We start from the raw sequence: 18,882 nt of genomic DNA, 5'->3' as shown, positions 1-18,882 counted from the left end.
GCCCGCTCTCTCTGGAGGGATCATCGTGAAGAAGATTGCTCTCGATCGGTTCAACCTCGTGAGTCTCGCGGACACAATCGACAGGGAGTCATTTGTGCGAGCTGTTCAAGGGCTGAGAGACGCTATCGATCCTAGCTTCTGGACCGAGACCATGCGGACGCTCTTGAGGAACTCAGGCGACCTGCTCCTGGAGTTCAATAGGGACTTCGCCGACCTTAAGGCAGTGGTGGAACGGGATGATGCGTTCGCGAAGCACCAGATCATCCCAGGTCCAGAACAGATCGAGCTGGACCTCCCGTTGGTGTACCTGTCTGAGGATGAATACAACAGGATCAGCGCAGACTCTGAGGCCGTCATCCAATGGCGGATTCGGAGGCTCAACTGGGTCTTCCACACCTACCTCCAGTTCCACGGTTACTTCTCGCAACTCGTGCTGAACGCCATCGAGAAGCCTCTCGAAGTTGAGCTGGACGGTCTTGCCCCCGAGACCAAGACCAGAATCGAGGGCTGCGCTCCTGACTTCATGTTTGAGATCGTGAAGTGTTGGCACGCTTGCCATCGGCTTGTGATGGAGTACCTTCAAGAGAAGGCCGAGCTTCTCACTGCATGTGGGTACGACATGCAGAGCGTTGACATCAACTTGGGCTATGACGCAATGGGTGCCCTGGCCACTGCGGAGCGCGCGGTACTAACCGCAGACCGCGATGCGGCCTTTCACTTGCTGAACGCGTTCCGCTGGGCCGTGGTCGAGGCGTTCGGGCTCCGCGATGCAGTCCCCCGCGACGTGCTCCGCCTGCGGTCCACGGTTGGTCTCTGCGTTGCTGCACTTGGTGCCGAGGTGCAACTGGCCGATGATCCCAGTGTGCTCGGCAACGTGCTCGTGTGCCTGGAGCAGGGCGTACTGTGCGCCGAAGTCATGCGGATCAGTGACCTCTTCCCGTTCTATCGCGTGATACACAAGGCAGTGCTGAGGCTGAGAACCATGGAAGTGGGACCTGAGCAGCGCGGCAGACTCGTGCAGATTCTCATTGGAGGGCAGGCGCAGAGTGAGCAATGACAAGGAGAAGTGGGAACACCACCTGCGACTAGGACACTCGGATATCAGCACACTCACGAGCGACCTTCAGTGGGGGAGCGGGATCGAGGGCAACACCATTCGCTCATGGTTGGCAGCTGCACTCCGCTTGGAGGCCCAAGCGCTCTTTGCCGTTGATCTGCGAGACGAGATCACCCTCGATATGAGGCCGTCTGAGGGAGACCCCTCGCGTCAGTTCAGCGGCCTAGTGTTGAGGGGACTGTCCGGCGATGGGGCATACAGCATATCCGCCGAGGACATGTCAGTGCGCCTGAGCGAAGCCAAACTCGGAGGCGGCTTTGGGCGAGAGTTCACGCATCAGGAGATGGTCTACCTGATACTGTCGGCAGTCGAGGGAGTGGACGCTGATTCGGCCCTGATCGAGGGCCTCAAACTGATGACGTCGCGTCGGATGTTCGTCTTCATTGCGCCGGTGCCGGGGCTGCGGATCGCGGGGGATGGACCGGTCAGGTTCGCTGACGCTGAACTGTACGTCCCAGAGCGAGGGCTGAGGTATGATGACGAACTCATCCAGGGGGCAACTCCGGATCCGCCTCCGCCTGAGCTGTCTGCCGACGTAGCTCGGGCCTACATTCCAGTCCAGGCGACGGGCTTCACGGAGGCCATTAACGCCGGCCAGACCAAGCTCAGGCGCATGCTCGACTGGATGTCTTTCAGATGCGGCCTCAGCACTCCCTGCTACCCCGCCAACGGGGGGTGGCGGTATGTTAGCTGGGAGCGGAGCGACGGCCGTACGCGCGTGGTCGAGACCGACTGGTTGTACGTCCGTGATACTCTGCCAGTCAACTCGAAGGGGAGATACTGGCTCAGATGGACCCCGCCGACGACGCGGGATGCGGTGTTGGAGTTGAGTTCCGATGGTCAGGCCAGGATACTGCAGACTCTGGAGCTCCTTGAGCCCCTCCTCCGGAAGCCGGACGAGAAGCTGAGACCGGATGAGCGCGCGGTGCTGTTCGCTCTGCATTTCCATCGAAGAGCACGACAGGCGCCCGACAAGTTCGACCAGTTGGTGAACTACTGGAACGCTCTTGAGTTCCTTCTCTCGCACCTGAAGGTGCCCGCGCTGTTCAGTCGCTGCGAGGTCGAGCAGATAGCGAGGCAGACATCCTTGACAGTGCCAAAGACATCGGACGGTGACGAAGTCCAGGACACGCTGCGTACGGAGCGGGTCGCCGACGTTCTCTCGAAGCTGAACGATGCGTCGCTGCGCGCGAAATGGGAACATTTCGTGATCACAATGGACCTGCATCTGCCTGCTGGCGATGAGCAATTCACCTGGCAACGGATGCGCAGAGCGCGCAATGCAGTCCAGCACGGCAAAGTCCTCGAGACGATCAAGCAAAGCGAACTTGACCATTTCGGCTGCATTGTTGAGAAGGCGATACTGCTCGCAGCCAATGGGCTGCCCCGATAGTATCCGTGAGTATCGCCTGACGGTGCCCTCGCGTCGGGTCACCGGGAGGAGTCACTCCATGCCAGAGATCGATGTGAGCCGCCCCGTCCGCGTCAATCCCGTCCTCTGCCACCCTCGCGAGCTGCGCCACAGCCTCAGCGGCTCGTGGCGCTTCCGGCTCGATCCCGATGGCGTCGGCCTGGGCGACCGCTGGTTCCGCCACCCGGACACCATCGCCGACCCCATTGCCGTTCCCGGCTGCTGGCAGGGGCAAGGCTTCGGGCATGACGGTATGGACGAGATCTGGGACTTCCGCCTCCAGGGCCGTGTCTTCCGCGCCACCTACCAGGGCACCGGCTGGTATGCCCGCACGTTCCGCGTGCCCGGCGACTGGCAGGGCAGGCGCCTGTGGCTCAACTTCGGCGGCGCACACCCCAGCGCTGAGGTGTGGCTCAATGGCGAGCCCCTCGGCGGCAATGACCTCCCCTTCGTCCCGTTCGGCTTCGAGGTCACGGGGCGGACGCGGGAGGCCGCCGACAACGACCTCGTGGTGCGCATCCACGAGCACAACCGCCTCTACGGCTTGGCCTACAACTGGCAGGGCAACTGGTCGGGGCTGTACCGGGATGTGGAGCTGACGGCGACCGGCGCGGCCCGTGTGCATGAACTACGCCTGCTGCCCGATGTGGATCGGGAGACACTGCACGTGTGGGCCACGGCGCCGGAGGCCGGGACGGACGCCGTGTTGCGGCTGACGGTCGCTCCGGCCGACGGCTCGGCCGCCCCCATCGCGGCCGAATTGCCTGTCCGCGACGGTCTCGCCGCCGGCGACCTTGCCGTCCCCGGCCCGCGCCTGTGGAGCCCCGATGTACCCCAGCTCTACCGCGTGGACGCCGCACTGGCGGAGGGTGACGAGACCCTCGATGCCCTCACGGAACGCACCGGCTTCGTCAAGCTGGCCGGGGAGGGCCGCCACTTCCTGGTCAACGACGAGCCGTACTACATCCGCGGGACGGGCGACTTCGTCAGTTGCCCCGAGACCGGCTCCCCGGACACCGACCGCGACCGCTGGCGGTGCAAGCTGCAGGCCCTGCGCGACTACGGCTACAACCAGGTGCGGTGCCAGTCGTACGTCTACGCGCCCGAGTACTTCGACGCGGCCGACGAGGCGGGGCTGCTCATCCAGAGCGAGATGGGGATGCTGGGCGCGTGGGGCAGCAACACGCAGTGGCACATCTACGCCTGGCCCGCACCGACGGCGGATCACTACCCGACCCTCAAGCGCCAATGGGACCTCGTCGTGCGGCGCGACGTGAACCACCCCTCGGCCTGCATCTACTGCATGAGCAACGAGCTGGGTGCGAGCACGTTCTTCCCGCGCGTGGCGTGGCGCTGCCATGACGACACGAAGGCCATCAAGCCGCACGCGCTGGTCATCTGGACCGATGGCGGCTACCACGCGGACTTGCCCGGGGACTTCATCAACACCAACTGGCCGGAGGGCCAGGAGCCGCCCGACAAGCCGGTCATCGAGCACGAGTTCCGCTGGTGGAGTTCGTTCCCCGATGTGCGCCTGTCGGGGAAGTACAGCGGGGCCATCCGCCACTACGCCGCCGACATCGCCCGTGCGGCTGCCCGCACACACGGGCAGGAGGACCTGCTGGAGGAGTACGCGCAAAGCAGCCAGCGCCTGCAGTTCCTCGAAGCCAAGACGAAGATGGAGCAGCTCCGCCGCGACCGGCCGTTCCTCGCCGGCGTCTCTCACTTCAACGCGATGGATGCCAACCCGTCGCCGCAGGGCGTCATTGACGAGTTCTACGAACGCAAGCTCATTGACGCGGCGACGTGGCAGCAGACCATGGGCGACACGGTCATCCTGTCCGACCTCGGGTTCGACAACCGCGTGCTGCCGTCGGGAGGGGAGTTCCGCTGCCGGCTCTCGGTCTCGGACTTCTCCCACCCGCCGTTCGCGGAGCCCCTGCTGACGTGGGCGCTGCGCTCGGACGCGGGGGAGATCGCCACGGGCGAGCCGCGCTGGGCCCATGGGCCGTTCACCACCTGCCCGGCCGGCGAGGCCATTGCGACACTGCCGCACGTACAGGAGCCCTGCCGCCTGGAACTGAGCGCCGCCCTGACCGATGGGGAACGCACCGTCACGAATGCCTGGCCGCTGTGGCTCTTCCCCCGGCTGGAGAGCGTCCCCGGCGTCGTTCGCTACGTCGGGGGCCGGGCCGTAGGAGCGCCAGCTTCCAGCTGGCAGACATGGCTGAAGCTGTGGCAGGAACTGCCATCGGTAACCGCCGAGAACCTCCCGCCGGACGCCCTGGTGCTGACGGAGGTGCTCGACGAGGCGCTGCTGGCCTTCATGGAGGGCGGCGGGAGGGTGCTGCTGGCCGCAAGCGAGGGCCTCGTGCGGCCCCATCGCCCGCTGTTCGGCACCGTGCGGCACTTCTTGACACCGCCGGCGAACTATGGGCCGTATGAGGACGGGCAGAACGGGACGATCGTCCGCGACCACCCGCTGCTCGGCGGTTTCCCCCACGAGGGCTGGGCGGACTTGCCCTTCTTCCGGCTCATTGACGGCGCGCCGCCGCTGATGCTGCAGCCGTTCGGGCTGGACGACGAGGACCCGATCGTGCGCTCGATCCACCGCTACCCCGTGCTGCACCCGCTGGGCTATCTCGTCGAGCGCGCCTGCGGGGCGGGGCGGCTCATCATCTCCGCCTTCGACGTGCAGCCGTCCTGGCCCGAGGCCCGGTACCTGTTGCAGTGCGTCAGCCGGCAGACGGCGGCGCCGGCCACGGAGCTGCCGCGCGAGCAACTCCTGCACCTGGCGGAGGTTACCTGCAGCCTGTAGCGGCCCGGCCACCTGCGCCGGGGAGGGAGGTGAGCCCGCGATGCCTGATGCCGACGCCTTCTACGACGACTTCAGCGACGGCCTGTGGACCAAGCACCCCGGCAACCCCGTGCTGCGCCGCGATCAGCCGTGGGCCGAGAGCGACTACATCTGCGAGCCGAACCTGCTCTACCGCGACGGCCTGTTCCGCCTTTGGTTCTCGCAGATGTTCCCGCCCGATGGCCGCACCGCCCTGGGCTACGCGACCTCCCCTGACGGCACCACCTGGACCAAGCACCCGGGCAATCCGGTCCTCCATCCGGCGCACTGTGAGGTGCACCGTCCCTCGGTCATGGAGCACGAGGGTGTGTACTACTGCTTCGCGGTGGATGACGAGTTCGGCCGACGTGGCCCGAGCACCATGCGCCGATGGCAGTGTGAGGACGGCATGTGCTGGGCCGATGAGCGGCTGGTGATGGTTGCCGACCAGGAATGGGAAGAGGGGACGCTATCGAACATGGCGGTCGTCGTGGACGAGGCCGGGGTGTGGCAGATGCTCTACACACGCATTGACCGCGCCGATGGCCAACACCACAAGGGCTACTTCGGCTACGCCCACTCGACCGACGGCGTGCAGTGGACGAAGTACCCGCACAACCCGGTGATCACGGGCTTCTATGGCGGCGACCCATGCCTGGTGCAGTGCGGCGGCCAGTACTACACCTGGCACTCGCGGACCGAGGGCGGCTCGCTGCGCCTCTACTGCCGCCGCAGCGAGGACATGATCCACTGGCATGAGGTGGGTGGTGGGCCGCAGCTCAGCTACACGCAGCCCTGGGAGCGCGGCGTGCCGCCGGAGCAGGGCGGCACCACGGCCGGCTACTACGGTCACCTGACCGATGCCACCGTCTGTGAAGCGGAGGGCACAGTCTTCCTGATCTACCAGGGCGCGCAGACGCCGCTGGGCGTCGCAACCTTCGCGGGCACGATCGCAGACCTCACGCGGCGCTTGGGGCGCCCTCCGCTGGCCCGATGGCTGCCCTCACCCTACGGGATGGTCGAGGGCGGCACCCTCAAGCTGGCGGACAGCGCGACTGACCGCACGCCCCTGGCGGCCCCGGTGCCCGGCGTCCGCGACAGCTACACCGTGGAAGCGCGCATCCAGTGCTACGCGGGGGCCACGCACCGCGTGTCGCTGGTCGTACGCTACGCGGACGCCAACACCTGCGCGCGGTTCTGGCTGCACGACTCGGGGCACGCCTACTACCAGGAGTGCCTCAAGGGGCTTCTCAGCGAGCCGCAACAGATCGGGCCGAACCACGCCTGCGATGCCGACTGGCATGAGTGGCGCGTCGAGGTACACGGGGACCGCAACCGCCTGTCGCTGGACGGGCGACTGGTGGGTGAATGCCACACGAGTGCGGCCCTGTTCAGGGCCTTGGCCGCGGCGCCGACGCACGTGGGCCTCGGCACCCACGAGACGTACGCCAGCGTGGCCTACGTGCGGGTGCGGTAGCGCGGAGGCTACTCCAGCCCGAAGATGCGCGCCGCCGTGCCGCCCATCACCAGCGCGCGGAAGTCCTCGCTCATCTGCATGTGGTCCATGACCGCGCGGTAGTCGGTCAGCACGTCCTCCATCATCTCCACCCCTACGTCGGTGCCGAACACGATCTTCTGGTGCGGGTGGTTGTCGCCCATCCGCCCGTACTGCGCGTTCCTGGCCCACCAGAGCAGGTCATCAATGTACGCCGGGGACTTCTTCTTCAGCGTCGAGCCGGTGAGGTCGAAGAACACGTTGGGGTGCATCCGCGCCAGCTCGGCGGCCTCCTCATACCAGGGGTTGCCGAAGTGCGCGCCGATGATCTGCAAGCCGGGCAGCCGCCGCGCGATGCGGTCCAGGAACACGGGCCTCATGCGGGCCATGGAGACATCCTTCAGGTGCTGGCCCGGCTCGCGCGCCACGATCCCCAGATGGAACAACGACGGCAGGCCCAGCGCCGCCGCCCGGTCGTAGATGGGCATGAAGGCATCATCATCGTAGTTCGCCAGCGGCCAGATGAACTTGAGGCCCTTCAGCCCCAGCTCGTACACGCGATCCACATCCTTGACCGTCACGGCCCCGAGCTGCAGATAGCCCAGGCCGATGAGCAGGTCCGGGTTGGCGTGCTGCAGCTCGGCGACCTTCTCATTGCTGGCCCAGTCGGGCGGCCCGGCGCTCATGACGACGACGCGGTCAATGCCCAGGCGCTCGCACTCGGCACGCAGCCGGGCGACATAGCCCTCGGGGTCCTGGGCGGGAATGTGATGGTGGCAATCAATGACCATGGCAGTCCTCCACTGGCGGCCAGACAGGATTCGGCGGCCCCGTCGGCCAATTCTGCGTGGCCAGTTCGGTAGGCCGCACCCCGGAACCTTCACCAGGAGCCGACCATGCAGACACCGGTGCCGCTTGTCGCTGACCTCAGCCTCGAAGAGAAGCTCGGCCAGATGCTCATGGTCCGCTACCCGGATCGGAACATCCTCGCCGACATGCTTGCGCGGGGCTGGGCCGGGTCGTTCTACTTCGGGATGAAGGGACTGAGCGCCGAGGCGGTCGTGGACGAGCTGAACCGCCTGCAGACGCTCAGCAAGCTTCCCGCCCTGGTCGCCTTCGGCTTCGCCTGCTGCGATTGCGGCACCGGGCTGCTCAAGGGCAACCTCATGCGCCTGGGCGCGACGCGGTCGCGGGAGCTGGCTTACAAGCTGGGATACATCGAGACCGCCGAGCAGCGCGGCTACGGCTTCCACTTCCCCGGCACGCCGGTGCTGGATGTCAACACCGAGCCGCGCAACCCGATCATCAACACGCGTGCGATCAGCGACGACGTGGACCTGGTGTGCGAGCTGGGCCTGGAGGTCCTGCGCGGCGTCATGGACGCCCGGGGCCTCACGTGCGCGATGCACTTCCCCGGCCACGGGGCGACGATCCACGACTCCCACATCGTCATGCCCGTTGACGACCGCCCCGCCGAGACGATCTGGGAGCTGGATCTGCTGCCCTATCGGCGGGCGATCGAGCGCGGCCTCATCAATGGCCTCTGCACGAACCACAACTACTATCCCGGCCTCGTTGCCGGCGCGCCGCGGCCGGCGACCATCTGCCCCGAGATCGTCACCGACCTGCTGCGCGGGCGGATGGGCTACGAGGGCATCATCACCTCCGACAGCCTGACCATGAAGCCGATGAAGGACGCCTACGGCATCGAGGAGGCGGCGATCCTGACGGTCCTGGCCGGACACGACATCATCCTGCAGGACTATCAGTCCGACCCGATGATCACGCACCGGGCCCTCGTCGCGGCCGTGCGGTCCGGGCGCATCCCCGAAGCCCAGGTGGACGCCTCCTGCGCGCGCGTGCTGCGCCTGAAGGCATGGCTCGGGCTCTTCGAGGAGCGCCTCACCGACCCGGCGCGCATCTCCGAACTGGTGGCCACTCCGGCGAACAAGGCCTTCGCGATGGAACTGGCGCGCCGGGCCGTGACGTGCCTGGAGGGGGCCGCCCTGCCCCTCTCCCCCGCCGACCCGTCGCGTGCGCTGGTCATCGCCAACGGCAGCGGCGAGGCGGTCAACATCGACATGGATGTCACGCATGCCCCGGCGCACGAGCGACTGCACGCGGCGATCCGCCGGCGTCTCCCGCAGGCGCCGACGATCACGCTGAGTGAGAAGCTGGCGCCGGAGGAGCTCGCCGCCGCCCTGCAGGCCGCCCGCGAGGCCGACGTGATCATCTTCGGGCTCTTCACCCGTGTGCTGTGCTACAACGAGGACAGCATCAGCCTCGCTCCCCCGTACCGGCAGCTCATCACCGGCGTCGCCGCCCTCGGCAAGCCAACCATCCTGCTCGGTCTCGGCAACCCCTACATCATCGCCGACCTGCCCCGCGCGCAGGGCACGTTGCTGACCTACGACGAGGACTGCCCCGAGTCGATTGAGGCGTGCGTCGAGGCGCTGTTCGGGGAGATCGTGCCGACCGGGAAGCTGCCGGTAACCATCCCCGGCTACGGCGCCGGCCGGTCGTCGTAGGAGAGTTGGGCACGCATCGGCACAACGTCTACGCACCGTTCCCTTCGTGCTGATCACACCAGGAGGCACACCATGCTCGAGCCGATCATCGTCACGGTCCTCCCCGTGCTGTTCCTGTTCGTGCTGTTCGGCGGCGGGGCGCTGATGCGGCGGCGCAACATTGACATGGACGGCAAGGCGCCCATCAACAAGGTGCTGTTCGTGACCAGCAAGTACGCCATCGTCTTGCTGTGGGCGGTGATGGTCATTCAGGGCTGGGGGGTGCGTCTCCTGCCCCTCAGCAGCCCGTACCTGCTGACCCGGATCGCCCTGGGGGCCTGGGGCCTCGGCTTCCTGCTACTACTCAGCGGGCGCCTCGGACTCGGCGCGTCGTTCCGCATTGGCTCGGCCAAGGAGCAAACGGGCCTGAAGACCGAGGGGCTGTTCCGCCTCAGCCGCAACCCCATGTACTTGGGTGTCTATGCCACTCTCCTGGCCACGGTGCTCTACACGGTGAACCCGCTGGTGCTGCTGGTCGCAGTCTACGCGGTGGCAGTTCACCATCAGATCATCCTGGCCGAGGAGGCGCATCTGCGCACGGTGTTCGGCGATGAGTATGCGCAGTACTGCCAGCGCGTGGGGCGGTATCTGTAGCGTGTCTGTCACCGCAGAACGCCTACCCGACTGGCTCGTCTATCCCGAGGCCGAATGGCGGACGCTCACGCCCGCGCAGGCGGGGTTCCGCCAGCCTGACTTCGACCGGGCCGTCGCCGCACATGAGCCGCGCCCCTCGACCTTCTGGGGCGAGCGCCACGCCCCCGGCGACTTCGGCGCAGCGCTCACGCGTGGCGGCTATCTCGTCCGCGCCTGGGGCCGGGCTGCCGACTACCGCTACCAGACGGCCTCGGTCGGCAAGGCCTTCACCCGGGCCGCCCTCGGACTCGCCGTCGAGAAGCTCGGCCTCAACCCCGACGAGCCGGTCTGCCGCACGTGGACCGGCGCCGTGCGACTCTCCCACCCCCACAAGCACATGGACAACGAGACCCACCAGGACATCACCTGGCGTCACCTCGTGAACCACGAGGCCGGTTTCGGGATCGAGAACGCCTGCCACTGGCGCGAGGGCAACCTTCCCGATGAGGACTGGATCCGCGCGAAGTGGAGCGGCGACCCCGTCTTTGACATGTATGCCCTCCGCCCGCCCGGCCGCCGCTACTACAGCAGCGCCGGCTATGTCCGCCTTGGGCAGGCGCTGACGGCGCTGTGGGGCATGGACCTGAAGGACCTACTGGACCGGGAGTTGTTCAGCAGGATGGGCCTGCCGCCCGAACGCTGGCAATGGCTCACGCTGGCCGAGGCCCGCGCCGCGCGCGATATGTACCCGGCCACGCCGGGTTATGCTGACTATGTGGACCCGCCCTTCGAGATCAACGGCCGCGCCGTCCGCGGCGGCCCGGGATGGGTCGTTATGTCCGCGCTGGACCTGTGCCGCTTCGGCCTGCTTCTGGCCACGGGCGGCGTCTGGAAAGGGGAGCGGCTGCTGGCCGCGGAATGGCTCATCAGCAAGAGCGGCGGCAACCACAGCACCGTCGTCGGCGACCGCGCCAGCTTCGTCGCCGGAGCGCGCGTCGCCACGGAGAACCTGCCGGACTGGCTCTGGGTGCCGGACTTCGTCGAATATCGCTTCCCCGAGGCCCTGATTGACCCGGAGGCTGCTCCGAGGCCATAATGCCGGGCGTATCAGCCCCCCAACTCCATGCTCCGAGGCCTGCCATGACTTCGCATGAACGTGTCGTCCGCGCCGTGACCTTCCAGGGGCCCGACCGGGTGCCGTTCAACCTCCCCGCGCCGTGGGGCACTGACATCGCCGGCTGCGGCGCCGGGGGCGACCCCAGCTTCCAGCCGTGCGTCAAGACCGACACGGAGTGGGAAGACGAATTCCACAGTATCTGGCGCAAGCTGCCGGGCGACAAGACCATGGGGCAGGTGGTCGGCCACCCGCTCAAGGACTACGCCATGCTGGATGACTTCGCGTGGCCCGACTACACCGTCGAGGCGCGCTACGAGGGGGCCAGGAAGGCCTGCGCCAGCAACCCGGAGGACAAGTTCCTGCTCGGCGGCATCCCGATGAGCCTCATCCATCGGCTGGAGTACCTCCGCGGCCACATCGAGGCCTGGACGGACCCGTACGAGTACCCCGAGCAGTTGCACACGCTGCTGGGCAAGCTGGGCGACATCGCCATCCAGGCCATTGACCGGCTGGCGGACCTGGGCGCCCATGGCATCATGTCCTGCGACGACTGGGGCCTGCAGGACCGCCCGATGCTCTCGCCGGCCACCTTCGCCGAGTTCTTCAAGCCCGTCTACCAGCGCGTCTATCATCATGCCCACGAGCGCGGGATGCTCACGTTCCTGCATAGCTGCGGGCACATCACCGACCTGCTCGAGCACTTCATCGAGGCGGAGCTGGATGTCATCCAGCAAGATCAGCAGGAGAACATGGGCGTGGATACGCTGGCGGAGCGCTTCGGCGGGCGGCTGTGCTTCTGGTGCCCGGTGGACATCCAGCAGACGATGGTGCATGGCACGGTCGAGGAAGTGCGCGCCTACGCGCGGATGCTCATTGACAAGCTTGGGTGCTACAACGGCGGCTTCATCGCCCAGTGGTACGCCTCCCCCCAGGCGGTGCAGCACAGCCAGGAGAAGATAGACGCGATGGCCGAGGAGTTCGTGAACTACGGCGCCACAGTCTATGCCGGTGGGGTGTCCTGAGTATGCGGGCCATCCTCTTCTGGCTTCGTGCCGCGCGGGCCCCGTTCTTCACCGCAAGCCTGGCGCCCATTCTCGTGGGCACGGGTGCGGCCTACTATGTCACCGGGGGGAGGGTGCAGTGGGATCTCGCCGTCCTGGCGCTGGTATCACTGATACTCCTGCACGCCTGCGCCAATCTCGCCAACGACTTCTTCGACCACCTCAGCGGCACCGATGGCCTCAACACGACCTTCGCCTCGCCCTTCACCGGCGGCAGCCGCGTCATCCAGCAGGGCGAGGCGAGGCCGTGGGAGGTGTCGGCGGCGGCCTTCGTCTGCCTGGTCCTGGCGGCGATCATCGGCTTCTACCTGGTCTACCGCGGCGGCTGGCCGATCCTGTGGCTGGGACTCATCGGCGGCCTGACGGGCGTGTTCTACACCGCTCCGCCGCTGAAGTTCGCCTACCGCGGCGGCGGCGAGGTCTTCATCTTCCTCGACTTCGGGCTGCTGCCGGTGCTGGGTGCCTACTACCTGCAGGTCGGGCGCTTTGACCTGGAGGCCTTCTGGGCCAGCGTACCGGTGGGGCTGCTCATCACAGCGATCCTGTGGATCAACCAGTTCCAGGACGCCGAGGCCGATGCGGCCGTGCGCAAGCGTCACTGGGTGGTGCGCCTGGGACGGCGGCGCTCAGCGTGGGTGCACGTGGGGCTGATGGGGGCGACGTTCCTGAGTATCATCCTGGCCGTCGCCATACACCTGTTCCCCCCGACGGCGCTGGTCGCGCTGCTGGCGATCCCGCTGGCGGTGAAGGCCTGCCAGGTGGCCCTGCGCTACCATGATGACCTGCCGCGCCTGACGCCCGCCAACGCCGCCACGGTCGCCACGCACCTGGCCACCAGCGTCCTTCTGGGTCTGGGCTTCTTCTGCGCCGGACTGACTCCATTCTGAGAGAGATGTCTCCATGCGTCACGAACTGAGCAGCGAGCACTGCATCCACAGCTTCTCGCGCCGGCACGAGCCGGCGCTGACGGTCGCGTCCGGCGACGAGGTGCTGCTGCAGACACGCGACTGCTTTGACAACAAGATCCCCCACGTGCCGGACGCCACGTCTCTCTCGCATGCCGTCGCCGGCTACGGCAACCCCGCCACAGGCCCGGTGGCCATCGCCGGTGCTGAGCCGGGGATGACGCTCCGCGTGGACCTCCTGGACATCGCGTGCGCCCCGGAGGGGCTCATCTATGCCAGCGACCGGCACACTGGCCTGGTGGAGTTGCTCGTGCCGCACATCGCCGACGGCCAGGCGCAGTTCAACCGCGATCTGAGCTTCCCGCTTGACCCGATGATCGGCGTGATCGGCGTCGCCCCCGCCCTGGGCGAGATCCCCACGACGACGCCGGGGCGGCATGGCGGCAACATGGACAGCACGGAGGTCAAGCCGGGGGGCGTGCTGTACCTGCCCATCACGGTGCCCGGCGCGCTCTTCGCCCTCGGCGACGTGCATGCCCTGCAGGGCGACGGCGAGAGTGGCGGCATGGGCATCGAGGTCGCCGCCGAGGTCCTGGTGCGGTTGTCGCTGCTGCCGCGCCTCATCAGCCCCTGGCCGCTGGCGGAGTGGCCCGACCACATCTCGGTGCTGACGGCAGCGCCGACACTCGACGAGGCGGCCGACCTGGCGGTCGGGGCCGCGCGCGACCTGCTGGTCGAGCAACTGGGCGTCAGCGACGCCGAGGGCCTCATGCTGCAGAGCCTGCTGTGCGACCTGCGGGTCAACCAGATCGTGGACCCGCTCAAGGGGATGCGGGTGAGCATCCCGCGAACGCTGCTGAAGCAACTGCGCTTCTGAGGAGATGTGCCATGAGCGACAGAGCCGGGGCCGTGGTGCGAGCGAAGCTGCCGGGGGTTGTCGTCAGCGAGACCCCGGGCGAGATCATCTTCACGGGCGAGACGGAGCAGCTCTGCGCCCTGCGCAAGACGGAGTTGCGCGACGTCACCGCCGCTGCGGGGCCGCAGGTGGAGCCGCGCTACTATGAGGCCCTGCTGGCGGCGCCGGACGACCCGCTGGCCGGGCGCCTGCTGGCGGCGGGAGAGCCCGACTTCGCCACCATAGCCGGGCTGCTGGTGCCGCTCCTGGGCCCCTGCGCCATCGGCGACGAGGCAGCCCTCGAGCGCGTGGATGTGGACGCCTATGGCGTCGTGCCCGGGTGCGAAGGCCTCCCCCTCCCCGCGCCCGAGAGCCTCGCGCGGACAGGCCTGCTGGATGGCTGGCTGCCCGTCCTGTGCCATCGGTACGAGACCGAGACCGACACGGTCGAGCAGCTCGTGTTCGGCGCCTGCGACGCGCGGGGCGACCTCACCGCCTGGCGACGGCTGCACACGACGACCCGAGATGGTGGCGAGGAGCAGCTTGCCTACCAGGCGAACGGGGCGGCGGCCTCGCCTGAGGAGTTCTACGCCGCGCTCCTGAGTCTGTGGGAGCACTGGCGTGAGTTCCGCCGGGCGGGTGCGAAGCTGCAGGTGCCCGAGCCGGACCTGCTGGACGCGGCGCAGGCCATGCTGCTGTCTGGCGTCCTCACCTTCCGCGGCCTGGCTCCCCGCTACGGGGCCATGGGCTACGCGGAGGAGCGGCACAACAGCTTTCCGCCGGCCACGATCTTCCTGCTGCACGCCCTGCTCTCGTGGGGGCATCTCGGCCGCGCCGAGCAGATCCTCGGTCACTACGTGTCCCGCTACGTGAAGCCCGACGGCACCTTCGACTACTACGGCCCGGCGCTGGCGGAGTACGGCCAGGTGCTGGCGCTCGTCGCCGAGTACGTGCGCCTCAGCGGCGACGCGGAGTGGCTGGTGCGACGGCTCACGCTGCTGCGGCCGGCCTGGCAGCGCCTGCTGGCCCTGCGCGCGGAGAGCAAGCAGCAGTTCCCGTCGGATGACCCCCACCACGGGCTGATCCCCGGCCTGCCCGAGGCCGACTACCACGGACAGGCTGACCAGTGGCAGACGTTCTACTACTCGGGTGATGTCTGGGCGTGCCGGGGCCTGCGGGACGTCGGGAGGGTGCTGGAGGAGTTGCCGGACGAGCCGCTGCGCCGCGAGGGCGAGGCGCTGGTGGCCGAGTCCGAAGCCTATGAGGCGGACCTCCGGCGCTCGGTGGAGCAGACGACGCAGGCCGAGGTGGGCTATGTCCCGCCCGGGCCGGACCAACTCGAGCCGCTCACGTGCATGACCGCCAACCGCCATGCCTCGTACTGCAACTACCGCTACTTCCCCGAGATGATCTCGGCGGACATGCTCGCGCCGGAGACGGTGCACCAGGTGCTGCAGTGGCGGCGGGCGCATGGCGGGGAGTTGCTGGGCATGACGACCTTCCAGGGGACCCTGGACGACTGGCCGGCGCTGCACATCGCGCGGGCACTGCTGGAGCAGGACGAGGCGGACCGCTACCTGATGCTCATGTACGCCCACTGGGCGCACCACGGCGCCGCCGGCACCCTCGCCTCGTACGAGCAGGCCGGCGTCATTCCTGGTGACAACGGTTTCCGTCACCTCGTCGCCTGGCAGGTACTGCCCTGCCAGGTCATGGTCCCGATCATGCTGCGCTGGGGCCTGGTCTACGAGGAGCGCGAGGCCGACGTGCTGTGGCTGTGCCGGGCCGTGCCGCGGCGCTGGCTGGCGGCGGGCGAGACCATCAAGGTGCGACGTGTCCCCACGCGCTTCGGCCGGGTGGGCTTCTCGATTGCGCTGAGCGGTGACGACACGGGGACGGTGAAGTTGCGCCTGCCAGAGGAGCCCGTGGCCGCACAGATCAGGTTGCGGCTGCGGCTGCCCGAGGGCCGCGTGACGGCGGTGCGGCTGCGGGACGTGCCGCTGCCGTTGCAGGAGGACGTCGTCCTGCTGCCCGCAGGACTGCAGGGCCGGCTGCGACTGGCGGTGGAGTGGTCGCGGGTGTAGCCGCCTGCCAGCGTCAGCTATTGCCGCGCAGGCGACGGTTGCGGATCGTGCTGGACTCCGTGGGCGCCGTCACGGGTTTCACGTTCGGCTTGTCGGGAGCCTGTGGCTCGACGGCGGGTGGCGCCGAGGGCGGGACGTCATGGGGCGGCAGGCTATCGAGGAAGACGTCCGGCGGCACGGCTCGCCGGTGGGCGATGGAGTGGATCTCGGCGCCCAGCGCCTCGCAGATCGCCGCCTCCTGTGTCGCCTTGCGGAGCGCCTGATCGGCCAGGTCGGTGTCCTGCAGGCGGGCCGCAGCCAGGTAGATCGCCTGCCAGACGGTGGCCGTCTGTCGCGGGGTCGCGCCCTCCTGAACCTGGTGCTGCAGTTGCCGGATGGCCGTCCGATAGGCGGCGCGGGCTTCCTCATCGAGCTCCGGCCGGCTGTCGCCGAGCCAGAACTGGCTCCACCCGCTGTCATCGCCCAGTTGTAGCGCGCGCAGAGCCAGGGCCCGCTGCGTGTCCTGGTCCCTCCCGGCAGCCGCGACCTCGACCGCCAGCAAGAGGGCCCTCAGGTCCGGGCTCTCGCCGGCCAGCAGGGGCTGTAGCAGTTCGTAGGCCTCGCTGCCGCGGCCCAGGTCGCGCTGGCACCGCGCCATCTCCAGCCGGTGCTCCTCGTTCTGCGGGTCGTGCCTCTGTAGCCGGCGCAGACACTCCTCCTCGCGGGCAAACCGTCCCAGCCAGCGGCACGCGACCGCCAGCCCCTCCCAGACCTCCATGTCAGTCTCATCGTAGGAGACGCACGCCTCCAACTCGGGCGCGACGCGGCTGTAGGCGTGGACCCCGGCGCAGGCTCTGGCGACAGCCTTACGGGCCTCGATCGGGTCCACCCCGGCCTGGATGGCGCGCGCGCTCTGGGCGGCGGCGCGCTGCGCTGTGCCGGCCAGCAGGTGGGCCACCGCCAGGCCCGCATACAGCTCGGCCTCGCGCGGGTGGTAGGCCAGCAGGGCTTCGAACAGCGGAATGGCGGAGCGAGGCGCCCCGGCCTTGACATACGCAAAGGCCAGGGCGCGCGTGCTGGCAAGCTGCAGTTCGTCAGCCTTGCGTGACGCCTCGTAGGCGTCGAGCGCCCGCACCACGTCGCCCTGCATCTCGGCCAGGACACCGCGCAGGTACTGCGCACCCACTACTCCGCCCTGCACGGCGTCCAGTTCGCCCTCGGCGCGCCCCAGCTCCCCCAGGTGCGCCAGCGCCAGGGCCGTGTCGTAGTGTGCGGCGCTACCGTAGACGGGGTTGCTGCCCAGCCCTCCGGCCAACTCAAGCATGCGCGCGTAGGCCTGATGCGCGAACGCCGAGTGGACAAGCAGGTTGATCTCGGGTGGGTAATCGGAGAGAGCGGCATCGGCCGGCAGCATGTCCAGAGCGTCGAGGGCCCGGTGCCACAGCCGCTGCACGGCGGCCGGCGCCTCTGCGGCCGCGCCGGCGGCTCGCACCTGCTCCATCTGGGCCCGCGCGAGGTCCCGGGTCTCCGGCAGACGCGCCAGGGCGCCCAGCAGACGCGCCGCAAAGGCCGGCTCAGTAGCCACTGACTCACGGCACAGCGTCGCGAGCGCCGCCGCGACCGCCGGGCTGTCGGCGCCGGCATCGGTCAGGTGCTCCAGACACGCCAGGCGATGGGGGGGGAGAACCAACGAGTTGTCGCTGGCGACCAGACTGGCCTTCTGCCAGCGGCTCAGGCTACCGGCCCCGAACAGCTTCAGCCACAGGGGCTCAGGGAAGCCCATCTCGGCGCAGCCGGCGAGGGCGACCATGAGCTTGCCCTCGGCGGGCAGCCCTTCGCCCTGGTCGAGATCGTGCCAGAGGCCCCGGTGCCCGTCGCTGCCGCGCAGGGCCCGGCTGGCCGTCAGCAGGCTGTCCACTTCCTCCAGCGACAACCCCACACGCTGCAGATCACCCTCTGTCCCCAGCTTGCGGGAGAGGGCCACGACGTCGCCGTGAGCCACGCTGATGTCATGCACCGTGGCCTGGCTGACCAGGGAGACCGGCTGCGCCGCCGCCAGCCCCTCGCGTGCCGCCTCGGCGGCGGGTGCGATGGTGGCGACGACGACAACCGGCAGCCCGAAGCGCTGGAGTTCGTACAGCCATTCCTCGGCCTCGGGACGGAGGTCCAGATCGTCCACAAGCAGGTATGTCTGGCCGCGCTTGGCCGCCTGGAGAACCTGCTCAAGGGCCAGCAGCTCCGGCGTGGGCAATACGAGGAAGACTTCCTGGCTCGCCTCCACGAGGGCGCGGCCGAGGCGGTACAGGAAGGTACTGCGGCCGCTGCCGGGCGCGCCGGCCAGCAGGTGGAGGCGCGGCCCGGAGACTCGCGCCATCACGACGGTCTGCACGGCGGCCAGCGCCTCGCGCTGGCTGTCATGCCGGGCAACCACATCCGACAGCCGCACGCGCCCCCCCTGGGCGAACCAACGCGGCAGCACGGGGCTCGGGCGATCCTGGCGGGTGAGCTTGAGCAGACCGCGGCGTGGCAGGGCTTGCTGCCTGCTGTTGGCGTGGCGTTCGGCGAGCGTCCACCCGACTTCGGCCGCCACCAGATAGGACAGGATGCCGGTCCAGAAGACGTGGACCGGCATGTCTATGAGCTTGTTGGCGGTCGCCCACGCAGCGATGGCGATGACGCCAACAGCCAACAGGGCCCGACCCAGGTACTGAACCCAGTTCATTGGCGATTCCTCGCGGCCGCCCGGGTGTTGCCCGCCAAGCGGCACCCCCACCGCACCGACCGCCGTCCTCCGCCGTGACGCGACGGTAGGCGTCGCCGGAACGGTGGGCTAGTATGGATT

13 protein-coding genes are annotated in these 18,882 nt (G+C 68.3%); 11 read left to right on the top strand and 2 right to left on the bottom strand.

Annotation, left to right across the window (positions count from 1 at the left end):
* The first annotated feature begins 25 nt into the window (after positions 1–25).
* The 4 genes from LLH23_18155 to LLH23_18140 are packed head-to-tail and all read left to right on the top strand — an operon-like array spanning position 26 to position 6,841.
* On the top strand, positions 26–1,057 hold the full coding sequence (locus tag LLH23_18155; protein ID MCE5240393.1) for a hypothetical protein: 1,032 nt from the start codon (positions 26–28) through the stop codon (positions 1,055–1,057).
* A complete protein-coding gene (locus LLH23_18150) occupies positions 1,047–2,510 on the top strand; it encodes a hypothetical protein (GenBank protein MCE5240392.1) in 1,464 nt (487 codons plus the stop codon). The genes LLH23_18155 and LLH23_18150 overlap by 11 nt, the downstream gene beginning before the upstream one ends.
* A gap of 58 nt (positions 2,511–2,568) precedes the next feature.
* Entirely contained in the window at positions 2,569–5,346 is a 2,778-nt protein-coding gene (locus LLH23_18145; protein MCE5240391.1) for a hypothetical protein, read from the top strand.
* A 40-nt stretch (positions 5,347–5,386) separates the two neighbouring features.
* On the top strand, positions 5,387–6,841 hold the full coding sequence (locus LLH23_18140; GenBank protein ID MCE5240390.1) for a hypothetical protein: 1,455 nt from the start codon (positions 5,387–5,389) through the stop codon (positions 6,839–6,841).
* Positions 6,842–6,849: 8 nt separating this feature from the next.
* On the opposite strand, the gene LLH23_18135 is transcribed toward LLH23_18140, so the two are convergent.
* The gene (locus LLH23_18135; GenBank protein ID MCE5240389.1) at positions 6,850–7,650 is read right to left on the bottom strand and encodes an amidohydrolase family protein; all 801 of its coding nucleotides are present in this window, start codon (positions 7,648–7,650) and stop codon (positions 6,850–6,852) included.
* Between the two features lie 105 nt (positions 7,651–7,755).
* Between LLH23_18135 and LLH23_18130 the strand changes: the two genes are divergently transcribed.
* The 7 genes from LLH23_18130 (at position 7,756) to LLH23_18100 (ending at position 16,061) form a co-directional block, all read left to right on the top strand.
* Positions 7,756–9,387: a glycoside hydrolase family 3 C-terminal domain-containing protein gene (locus tag LLH23_18130; protein ID MCE5240388.1), complete on the top strand. Its 1,632-nt coding sequence runs from the start codon at positions 7,756–7,758 to the stop codon at positions 9,385–9,387.
* Positions 9,388–9,459: 72 nt separating this feature from the next.
* Entirely contained in the window at positions 9,460–10,020 is a 561-nt protein-coding gene (locus tag LLH23_18125; protein MCE5240387.1) for a hypothetical protein, read from the top strand.
* A gap of 1 nt (position 10,021) precedes the next feature.
* The gene (locus LLH23_18120; GenBank protein ID MCE5240386.1) at positions 10,022–11,095 is read left to right on the top strand and encodes a serine hydrolase; all 1,074 of its coding nucleotides are present in this window, start codon (positions 10,022–10,024) and stop codon (positions 11,093–11,095) included.
* A 44-nt stretch (positions 11,096–11,139) separates the two neighbouring features.
* Entirely contained in the window at positions 11,140–12,138 is a 999-nt protein-coding gene (locus tag LLH23_18115; GenBank protein MCE5240385.1) for a hypothetical protein, read from the top strand.
* A gap of 2 nt (positions 12,139–12,140) precedes the next feature.
* Positions 12,141–13,064 (top strand): 1,4-dihydroxy-2-naphthoate octaprenyltransferase, encoded by a 924-nt coding sequence (gene menA / locus LLH23_18110; GenBank protein ID MCE5240384.1) that lies wholly within the window; start codon positions 12,141–12,143, stop codon positions 13,062–13,064.
* A 13-nt stretch (positions 13,065–13,077) separates the two neighbouring features.
* Positions 13,078–13,959: an acetamidase/formamidase family protein gene (locus LLH23_18105; GenBank protein MCE5240383.1), complete on the top strand. Its 882-nt coding sequence runs from the start codon at positions 13,078–13,080 to the stop codon at positions 13,957–13,959.
* A gap of 11 nt (positions 13,960–13,970) precedes the next feature.
* Entirely contained in the window at positions 13,971–16,061 is a 2,091-nt protein-coding gene (locus LLH23_18100) for a hypothetical protein (protein ID MCE5240382.1), read from the top strand.
* Positions 16,062–16,074: 13 nt separating this feature from the next.
* Here LLH23_18100 and LLH23_18095 read toward each other — a convergent pair whose 3' ends face one another.
* A complete protein-coding gene (locus tag LLH23_18095) occupies positions 16,075–18,762 on the bottom strand; it encodes a hypothetical protein (GenBank protein MCE5240381.1) in 2,688 nt (895 codons plus the stop codon).
* Between the last annotated feature and the right edge of the window lie 120 nt (positions 18,763–18,882).

This window comes from bacterium (assembly GCA_021372615.1).
In the GTDB taxonomy this organism is placed as follows: Bacteria; Armatimonadota; Zipacnadia; order Zipacnadales; family UBA11051; genus JAJFUB01.
The sequence above is the reverse complement of the archived record's forward strand: the minus strand, read 5'-3'. Positions and strand labels throughout refer to the sequence as shown.